At 63.4% G+C, this 9,284-nt stretch carries 7 protein-coding genes and 1 pseudogene; 2 read left to right on the forward strand and 6 right to left on the reverse strand.

Annotated elements, in window-relative coordinates:
- From AC27IQ_RS14530 to AC27IQ_RS14555, 6 genes and pseudogenes are all read right to left on the reverse strand, one after another.
- Nucleotides 1-2,162: pseudogene (locus AC27IQ_RS14530) on the reverse strand (putative Ig domain-containing protein); the annotation flags it as partial.
- Entirely contained in the window at nucleotides 2,152-2,586 is a 435-nt protein-coding gene (locus AC27IQ_RS14535; protein ID WP_487089892.1) for a hypothetical protein, read from the reverse strand. The pseudogene AC27IQ_RS14530 and the gene AC27IQ_RS14535, both read right to left, overlap by 11 nt.
- A complete protein-coding gene (locus tag AC27IQ_RS14540; protein WP_487089893.1) occupies nucleotides 2,492-3,028 on the reverse strand; it encodes a hypothetical protein in 537 nt (178 codons plus the stop codon). Before AC27IQ_RS14540 ends, AC27IQ_RS14535 begins: the two co-directional genes overlap by 95 nt.
- Before the next feature lie 113 nt (nucleotides 3,029-3,141).
- Complete coding sequence (locus tag AC27IQ_RS14545; RefSeq protein ID WP_487089894.1) at nucleotides 3,142-3,882, reverse strand: hypothetical protein; 741 nt, start codon at nucleotides 3,880-3,882, stop codon at nucleotides 3,142-3,144.
- Between the two features lie 178 nt (nucleotides 3,883-4,060).
- Nucleotides 4,061-5,557 carry an HlyD family type I secretion periplasmic adaptor subunit gene (locus AC27IQ_RS14550; RefSeq protein ID WP_487089895.1) on the reverse strand — a complete coding sequence of 499 codons (1,497 nt, stop codon included), beginning with the start codon at nucleotides 5,555-5,557 and terminating at the stop codon, nucleotides 4,061-4,063.
- Nucleotides 5,558-5,583: 26 nt separating this feature from the next.
- Nucleotides 5,584-7,806: a type I secretion system permease/ATPase gene (locus AC27IQ_RS14555; protein WP_487089896.1), complete on the reverse strand. Its 2,223-nt coding sequence runs from the start codon at nucleotides 7,804-7,806 to the stop codon at nucleotides 5,584-5,586.
- 257 nt (nucleotides 7,807-8,063) lie between these two features.
- Here AC27IQ_RS14555 and AC27IQ_RS14560 point away from each other — a divergent pair, with 257 nt between their 5' ends.
- Complete coding sequence (locus AC27IQ_RS14560; RefSeq protein WP_284400379.1) at nucleotides 8,064-9,074, forward strand: BMP family protein; 1,011 nt, start codon at nucleotides 8,064-8,066, stop codon at nucleotides 9,072-9,074.
- 33 nt (nucleotides 9,075-9,107) lie between these two features.
- Nucleotides 9,108-9,284, forward strand: a 177-nt coding sequence (locus AC27IQ_RS14565) for an ATP-binding cassette domain-containing protein (RefSeq protein ID WP_487089897.1), incomplete at its 3' end; no start/stop codon positions are given.

Here is a 9,284-nt window from a genome sequence, read left to right on the forward strand (position 1 = left end):
CCGCCGATCAGCGTGTCGTTGCCCGCGCCGCCTTCCAGGTAGTCGGCACCGCCAAGGCCTGTGAGGGTGTCGTTGCCGGCGCCTCCGTACAGGTGGTCACCGAGAGCGTTGTCGTATCCGGTGAGGACGTTGTCCTTGTCGTTGCCGAAGATCAGGTGCTGATCCGGCAATCGATTCTCCCGACTGCCACGGGTGCTGAAAAGGGTGTCTTCGCCCGTGTCGGGATCGGTGTAGTGGAAGAAGGTCACCTGCCCGGGCGTCGCGCGCACATCGAGCACTTCCTGTGCCTGGTTGTTTTGCTGGTTGCGCAGAACGACGGCCTGCAGCAAGATCGACCGATCCTTCATCCATTCGTGGGTAAAGCCCGTTGGCGTGGCCTTGGACTTGTCGGCCTGCCAAGCGCTGTAGTCGGCGGCACGGGTGCCACTCCAAACCGCCTCCAGAGCGGTTTTGGCAGCAGCATCGGCCCCGGTGATCCAGACCGGGCTCAGGTCCTGCAACGCCAGCAGGGCGCCGAAGTCGTTGCGCGCCGCCGCACGAATGCCGGAGTCTGGAACGCGCAGCACGAGCTTGCCCGCAACTTTCTTCTCGGTGGCCCAGTCGCCAATGGCCTTGAGCCGCGCGTGCAACTGATCCCGGCCGCTGTAGCCATCCTGGGCCTCAATACGCGCCCAGGTACCGCCATTCGGATTGCCCTTGAGGTCCGTGCCCTGGATGCCGAGCGTGTGCGCCACGGCATTGACGAGGTTTTCCAGGCTGGTGCCATCGGCCTTGCCCTGTCCGCCGCTGTCCGCCGAGGACGGCTTGTTCGACGCCGCTTTCAGGGCAGCGTTCAACACGCCCTGGTCAACGGAAGGCATGAGCGATACCAGGGTCTGCTGAACCGACAGGCTGTCGGCGATCAGCGCGAGACTGTGGGTGTCGCCGAAGTCGTTCTGGCCGAAGTTGTCCACCAGCAGCTTGGCTTCCCCGGCCCGCCAGGAGGCACTGCCCATGTCGGCCAGCACGGTACCCCGGTACAAGGGCTGGTCCTCGATCCAGATGGGGGTTTGCTGGCCGTAGTGGATTTGCGAGTTGGCGACGGCCGAGAAGTCGCCCAGCGAGCCGAAGTTGGAGCCGTAGAGGTCGTAGAAATTGGGCTTGGGCGAAGCCAGCGCATTGCGCCCCGCGACGGCTTGGAAGGTATTGCCCGCCAGACCGGCCGAGGGTGCGGTGTTCTGCGCGGCATGCAAAACCGCCAACTGGTAGTCCAGCGATGCGCCTTCGATGGCCGCGAGAGACACGGGCTGCGCGGCGCCCCCCCCGGTATTGGGGATGCCGTTGTTCACGCGCTGCGCTTCGTTGGCGATGGACAGCATGCGGCGCAACGCGTCGCGAAGCAGTTGCAGCTCTGCCCGCGTGGCCTGGCTGGCGATGGGTTGCTCCAGCCGCGCGGTCAGCTCATCGACCGATTGCTTGATGGCGCCGGGACCGCCCGTCTGGGCCCCTTGGCCGGCTGCAAACTTGCTGCTCAGTTCCGCGTAGCGCTGCGCCCCTTCGGTGGTCACAAAGCTCGCCGCGTTGCTGCCCTTACCCCGATGGGCGGTGAAGTCGTCCATGGCGGCGCTCAACGTGCCGCCGTTTTTGACGAGCCCGACGCCCGCGCCGTTGAAGGTGTAGGTGGAGGCGATGCGCCCAGCCTCGCCCTTTTCTTCGCGCAATTGGTAGAACGCCGTCGCCAGGTGCCCGCCCAGGCTGTAGCCGGTGACGGTGAAGCGGTCGGTGGCACCGAGCTTTCCGCTCGCCTGCAGGTCCGCATACCACTTCTCCATGTCCGCGATCTGGCCGAACGCCCAGCCTTTTTCCTTGATCTCCAGCGTGTTCGTCGCTTGGTTGTCGCGCGCCGAGTCGTCGGCAAACTCGGTTGAGCGCAGGCTCATCACTAGTTCGCCGGTTTCCTTATTTTTAAATAAGGTCCCTGAAAATCCAGTAGCAGTATTGGTACGGTGATCTATCAAACTCCAGTTTTGATCGAATTGAGCCGCTTGAACCTCAGTAAACCTACTAGAGCGCGTATTCCCTGTTTTGAGAAGAGCTACCAGATCACCAGGCCTATCCAAAAACGCTTCCGCTGCCATCTGAACGGCAGAGTACTTTAAATATTGAGCCACTTCATTGCTCATGACGTACACCCTTAACTGGCCTAATTACTTTTTCAACAAATACTTGATTGTGCTGGGCAATGGAAGGACAGGCATTTCCATGCACACGCGCCCAATCCCAAGGGCTGCGTTGTCCATCGGTGCTACCTTGCCCTGGATCCAACAAATATCCTGTTCGCTCTGCAAGTACCTCTCTAGTCATGAGGTCAATAACTTTGATACTCCCCCCCGCTATCCATAGAGATCTATCCTCTGGTGTTGAGACATCGCTCAAAATCACGCCGTAGCGGGCTTTGCCTTGCAATACAGATTGCACCTCAAGAGGCGAAGATGAATTCAATTTTGTATACCTACGCAACTCTGAAGATTCGCCCTCGCCCACCTCCACAAACTGATAAATTCTTTTTTTTATTCTGCTCATACCTTCCAGAACGGACATCGCCATTAACTGGAACCATTGAGGTATCAATCAAATACATTGCTATACACGAATCACCATCACAAGCCCCACCATATGGATTATTTAACCTAAACTGCATAGGAACATCAGATCCGACGTATTTATCCCGGATAATTTTTATTCCATCGACGTTGTCGATAGTTTTATAAATTTTTTCTCCCGCCGTTTTACACCGCTCATCAAATAATGCCTTGGCTTTCGCGTACTGCTGCTTTCTCGCTTCACCCATCTGTTTCTGCTCTTCATACTGCTGATAGCTCTTGATCGGCAATATCGAACCCACTCCAAGAACGATCAGCACCCACACCACCTTGTGCGGATTGCGTCGAGGCGCCCACGCTGCAATCAGCAGTGCGATCAGCACCACCGCGACATATCCCCAGCCCATCACTTGCAGCAGGGACTGAGTCATCCAGTAATCACGCATTTCTTCCCTTCCGTTGGTAGACGTATACGAAAACTCTCATCGCTTTCTCCTTTTATTCCGCGACATCAACGCCTGAGCATCCGATCTAAGCTCTGCGTTAAGCACGTGTCACTTCAGGACTGTGCTCCTACGGCGAGGGCCTGATTCCACAAAACCGCCTGGGTCGCCGAAGCCGTTGCCGCAGTCCCCATCGCCGATGGCGCAAAGCCCGCCATGGCCTGCAGCAATTGCTGTGCGCTGCCTTCCAGTGCCAGCGCGAGGGGCTGCTCCAATGCGCTGCTCATGGAGGGCGACCACTCCAGCGGCTTGGTCGTTCCTGCACCGTCCGCCACATCCGACAGCTGCATCGGCTTGGTGGACTCGAAGATCGCCAGCGCTTCGCTGTCGGTCGTATAGGGACGGGTGCTTTCCATGCTTGCTTCGCCCGCCGACCACTCCAGCGGCTTGGTGCGCTCTGAGAGCATTGCGTCCTGTGCTGCGTCCACCCCCAACTCGTAGGCGTAGGGGCGCATGCTCTCCACGCTGACGATGGTCTGCGAAGCCACCTCGGAGGCAACTCGTTCGCCCAGCACGCCGTTCTGGCCACGCGAGTGCAACGCCTCCAGGTTCCATTGCACGGTGTCTGCCGCAGTGGCCGTCGCCTGTGCAATGGAGGCCTGCGTCAGCCGCGCTTCCTGCGCGGCGGCAGAGAGCGCGGGTGCGGCAACGGTGCCGCCAGCAGGAAGCACCATCGCGCTGGCGACCTCCGCCGCAAGGGTGGATTCGGCATAGCTTTCCTTCCAGGGCGTTGCTCCCTGGGTGCCCTGGAAGCGCCACGAAACGGCGGGGGCGTTCTGGTTGTTGTTGCTGCTCATCGGGATTCCTTTCGTTTTCAATGGGTCTGTCAATGGATCTGTAAACCCACGCCCATCGCCTCACAGCCGCGGCTGTGCGATGGCTCGCAGGAGGTGTTTCGTGGTGCGGACACGCAGTGCTGCCTGTGCCACGTTGGAAGATGGCAACCGATGGCAGTCCCGTGCGTCCGTTGTGCCGTCAGCGTTCCCTCAAACTCTCGCTGGTCGCCCGCTGGATCGGGCTGAGCAGGTACTCGATGACCCGCCGCTGCCCGGTCTTGATCTCCGCCGTCAGGTTCATCCCGGGCGCCAGCCGGATGGGCTTGCCGTCGACGTCGATGTGGCTCTGGTTCAAGGTGATGAGCGCCGGGAAGATCGCGCCGCGCTTTTCATCGGTGACGGCGTCCTGTGTCACCTTGTCCACCGTGGCCTTCACGGTGCCGTAGCGAGTGAACGGGAAGGTCTCCAGCTTGATGGCCACCTCTTGCCCTGGCGCCACGAAGCCGATGTCCTTGTTTTCCAGCGTCACCTCGGCGCTCACGCCGGCGCTGTCGGGCACGATCACCATCAGCGCCTGGGCCTGGGTCACCACACCGCCCTCGGTGTGGGCGGCGAGTTGCTGCACGGTGCCGGCCACGGGGGCCGTGAGCGTGGCCAGGCGCTCGCGCTGGGTGGCCTTGGCCAGTTCCTGGCCCGATTGCTGGCGCTTCAAGTCCGCCTGCGCCTGGCGATCGCTCAACGCGCGGCGGGTTTCGGCCAGGTAGGCGCCGCGGGTCTGTTCGGCCTCGCGCAGCGCGGCCTGGGCCTCTTGCAGCCGGGCCTGCTGGGTGGCCAGGTCCCGCTCCTGTTCGATGCGCTCGCGCGTGCGGTCCTGGTTGGCGTGGCCCGACACGAAGCCTTGGTTGGCCAGGGCCTTGAAGTCCTGCTCGCGCTGGCGCGCGATGGGCACGGTGGCCTCCAGCTTGCCGATCATGGCGTGCACAGTGGCCATCTCCGCTTGCCGTCGCTGGCGCTCGGCGGCGAGCTTGGCCAGCCGCGCGGTGATGTCGCTCCACTCGGCAGCCAATTGGGCATTGGCCTCGGTGAGTTCTTCTTTGCTCCACTCGCCGGGCACGTCTTTCGCCGTCAAGCGGTTGGTCGACACCCATCCGCCCGTACTGGTTCGATCTGGATTCGACAGCATCTGCTGCAGTGCCCGGCTGCGCACCCATTCCGAATCTGCGGACCGCCGCGCTTCGTTGAAGCTGGCCTTGTCGGCCCGCGCGGCGGTGGGGTCCAGCTCCAGCAGGGGCTGGCCGGCCTGCACGTGGTCGCCGTCCTTGACCAGGATGCGACGGATGACGCTGTTCTCCAGCGGCTGCACGAGCTTGGTGCGGTCGCTCACGATGACCCGCCCGGGCGCCACGGCCACGATGTCGATCTTGCCGAAGATGGCCCACAGCAGCGCGATGGCGAAGAGCGCCATCAGCACGAAGGCGATGCGCCGGGGGGCCGGGTGAACCGGTGTTTCCTGCAGACTCAACGCGGCGGGCAAAAAGGCCTGCTCGTCCGCCAGGCGCGAAGGGCCCGCCAGTTCGGCCCGGTGTGCCCAGGCGGCACGAAAGACGGCGCGGTAGCGACCCAGCAGTTCGATGCCGGGATGGCGCTGCTTCTGGGGTTGGGCAGGTGGCACCTTCCCAGGGGCATCCGAAGGCATGGCGGCGCTGGGGATCACGGTGTCCGTCATGCGATCGCTCCTTCGGCAGCGCGAGCGGCTTGGCTGCCGTCCTGCATGCGCCACAGGTGGGCATACAGGCCCTGCTGGCGCTGGATGAGCGCATCGTGGGGGCCGGCCTCGACGATCCGCCCCTTGTCCATCACGATGATGCGGTTCGCGTGCCGCACGGCGCTCAAGCGGTGGGCGATGATGAGCACGGTGCGCCCTTGGCAGATGTGCGCCATGTTGCGCTGGATGATGGCCTCGCTCTCGTAGTCGAGCGCGCTGGTGGCTTCGTCCAGGATGAGGATGCGGGGGTTGGTGAACAGGGCCCGCGCAATGGCCACGCGCTGGCGCTGGCCGCCCGACAGGCTGCCGCCCTGCTCGCCCACCAGGGTGTCGTAGCCTTCGGGCAACTCGCTGATGAAGTCGTGCGCGCCGGCCAGGCGGGCGGCGTACACCACGGCTTCGATGGGCGCGGCGGGGTCGGCGATGGCGATGTTCTCGCGCACGCTGCGATTGAACAGCAGGTTCTCCTGCAGCACCACGCCCACCTGGCGGCGCAGTTGGGCGGCATCGATGAGGCTGATGTCGATGCCATCGACCAGGATGCGGCCCTGCTCCGGCACGTACAGGCGCTGCACTAATTTTGTGAGGGTGCTCTTGCCCGAGCCCGAACGGCCCACGATGCCGATGACCTCCCCAGGCCGCACGTCCAGGCTGACGCCGCCCAGCACGGGCGAGGCCTCGGGCCGGTAGCGAAAGTGCACGCCGTCCAGGGTGATGCGGCCCTGGATGGGGGGCAGCTGCGCGGCGCTGGAGGGCGGCACTTCGGTGCGGGTGTTGAGGATGTCGCCCAGGCGCGCCATGGAGATGCCGGTCTGCTGGAAGTCGGTCCACAGCTGGGCCATGCGCATGATGGGCTGGGCCACGCGCTGCGCGAACATGTTGAAGGCGACGAACTGGCCCACGGTGAGCTGGTTGTCCATGACGAGGTGGGCCCCGTACCAGAGGGTGGCGGCGTTCACCAGCTTGCCGATGAGGTTGACGGCCTCGTGCGCCCAGGCGGCGACGTTCTGCGTCTTGAAGCTGGCGCTGACATAGGCGGCCAGCTGGTTGTCCCAGCGGCGGGCGAACGAAGGCTCCAGCGCGCTGGCCTTGACGGTCTGAATGCCGGTGACGGTTTCCACGAGCATGGCCTGGTTCTCCGCGCCGCGCGCGAACTTGTGGTCCAGCCGGCGCCGCAGCACGGGCACGATGGCCAGGCTCAGGCCGAAATACAGCGGAAGGCTGACCAGCACGATCAACGTGAGGGGCACGCTGTAGAACAGCATCACGGCGATGAAGATGACGGAAAACAGCACGTCCAGCACCACGGTGAGGGCGTTGCCGGTCAGGAAGCTGCGGATGTTCTCCAGCTCCCGCACGCGGGCCACCGAATCGCCCACGCGGCGCGCCTGGAAGTACGACAGCGGCAGTTGCATGAGGTGGCGAAACAGCCGCGCGCCCAGTTCCACGTCGATGCGGTTGGTGGTGTGGCTGAAGACGTAGCCGCGCAGGCCGTTCAGCAGACTCTCGAACACCACCACCACGACCAGGCCGATGACCAGCACGTCCAGCGTGGTCACGCCATGGTGGACGAGCACCTTGTCCATCACCACCTGGAAGAACAAGGGGCTGATCAGCGCGAAGAGCTGCAGCATGAAAGAAATCAGCAGCACCTCGCCCAGCAGCTTGCGGTGCTTGACGAGGCTGGGAATGAACCATGAAAAGTCGAACTTGGCCAGCTCGCCCGCCAGGCTGGCGCGGCTGGTGATGAGCAGCAACTCGCCGGTCCACTGCGCAGCGAAGTCTTCCAGGGATTCGATGGTGGGGCGGTTGCCGCCGGGGCCGGCGGAAGGGTCTTGCAGCAGCACACGCTGGCCGTTGCATTGCGCCAGGACGATGGCCCGCACCTCGCCGGCCGCGTTGCGCACCATGGCCAGGGCCGGCAAGGGGCTGAGGGCCAGCCGGTCGGGGGTGGTGACACTGATCTTGGCTTTCAGGCCGATGTGCTTGGCCGCGCGGACCAGATCCTGCAGCGTGGGTACCTCGCTGGGTTGCAAGCCCATTTGATGTGCGAGGGTGCCCGGATCGGCTGCCACATGGTGCATTCGGGCAACGAGGCAAAGGGCGGCGATGCCGCCATGTCCTCCCCTGTCGGTGATGGGATCCGCCGATCGGCGCTCCTCGGTTGATCCACCGGCCATTACCGACACATTAATCGCCACCATCACACACTTCCTGCCTATCGAAAGGCGAGGATGCTATACGACAAAATCTTGCAATGTTTATGTAGGACTAGCACCTATTCTCTTATTTTCAAAAAATAGTCACGCAAACAACAAATTACGCAATCGCATTGACTTTCCATCAATTTCGTTGCACCGCATCCACTTTCAAAAGCCCTGTTGGGCACGTATATTGCGTTACCCCGGCATCGATTCCTCGCATAGAAAGACGCTCCATGACCTCTCGCCGCCTCTTCACCGGCCGCCTGTTCTGCACCTCCCTGGCCATCTCCGCCACCCTGGGCCTGGCGCCCACGCTGGCCTTCGCGCAGGCCAAGCTGAAGGTGGCGGCGATCTACACGGTGCCCTATGAGCAGCAATGGGTGAGCCGCATCCACAAGGCGCTCAAGGCGGCGGAAACGCGTGGCGAGATCGAATACAAGAGCAGCGAGAACGTGGCCAATGCCGATTACGAGCGCGTGATGCGCGAGTACGCCACCGGGGGCAACCAGCTGATCTTCGGCGAGGTGTTCGGCGTGGAGGCGGCCGCGCGCAAGGTGGCCAAGGACTTTCCCAAGACGGCCTTCGTGATGGGCTCCTCGGGCAAGCCGCAGGCGCCCAATTTCAGCGTGTTCGACAACTACATCCAGGAGCCCGCCTACCTGTCCGGCATGGTGGCGGGCGGCATGACCCGCACGAACAAGATTGGCATGGTGGGCGGCTTTCCGATTCCGGAGGTCAACCGCCTGATGCACGCCTTCATGGCCGGCGCGAAGGAGGTGAACCCGAAGGCCGAGTTCACCATCACCTTCATCAACAGCTGGTTCGACCCGCCGAAAGCCAAGGAGGCGACCTTCGCCATGATCGACAAGGGCGCCGACGTGCTGTATGCCGAGCGCTTCGGCGTGTCCGACGCCGCCAAGGAAAAGGGCAAGCTGGCCATCGGCAACGTGATCAACACGCAGGCCCAGTACCCGGACACGGTGGTGGCCTCGGCGCTGTGGCACATGGAGCCCAGCGTGGACCGCGCGATTGCGCTGGTCAAGGAAGGCAAGTTCGCCGCCGAGGACTACGGCCCCTATTCGATGATGAAGCACAAGGGCTCCGAACTCGCGCCGCTGGGCACGTTCGAGAAGAAGGTGCCGGCCGAGGTCGTGGCCAAGGTGAAGGCCAGGGAGGCCGACATCCTGGCGGGCAAGTTCACCGTGAAGGTGGACGACAGCCAGCCCAAGTCCACGGCCAAGTGATGCGCGCGCGCTGCGCCGGGCGGAGCACGCTGCGTGGGTGAGTCCGCCGCCCGCCCGCCGTCGGCCGAGGCCGGGCCGCCCGTGCTGCGCCTTCACGGCATCACCAAGCGGTTCGGCCCGCTGGTCGCCAACGATGGCATCGACCTGACCCTCGCCCGGGGCGAGGTGCTGGCGCTGCTGGGCGAAAACGGCGCGGGCAAGTCCACGCTG

The sequence above is a fragment of the Acidovorax sp. KPB24-07 genome, assembly GCF_057543315.1.

Coding starts and splice junctions, on each gene's coding strand:
- AC27IQ_RS14535 (WP_487089892.1), bottom strand. CDS start 2,586: ATGGCGATGTCCGTTCTGGAAGGTATGAGCAGAATAAAAAAAAGAATT.
- AC27IQ_RS14540 (WP_487089893.1), bottom strand. CDS start 3,028: ATGCGTGATTACTGGATGACTCAGTCCCTGCTGCAAGTGATGGGCTGG.
- AC27IQ_RS14545 (WP_487089894.1), bottom strand. CDS start 3,882: ATGAGCAGCAACAACAACCAGAACGCCCCCGCCGTTTCGTGGCGCTTC.
- AC27IQ_RS14550 (WP_487089895.1), bottom strand. CDS start 5,557: ATGCCTTCGGATGCCCCTGGGAAGGTGCCACCTGCCCAACCCCAGAAG.
- AC27IQ_RS14555 (WP_487089896.1), bottom strand. CDS start 7,806: ATGGCCGGTGGATCAACCGAGGAGCGCCGATCGGCGGATCCCATCACC.
- AC27IQ_RS14560 (WP_284400379.1), top strand. CDS start 8,064: ATGACCTCTCGCCGCCTCTTCACCGGCCGCCTGTTCTGCACCTCCCTG.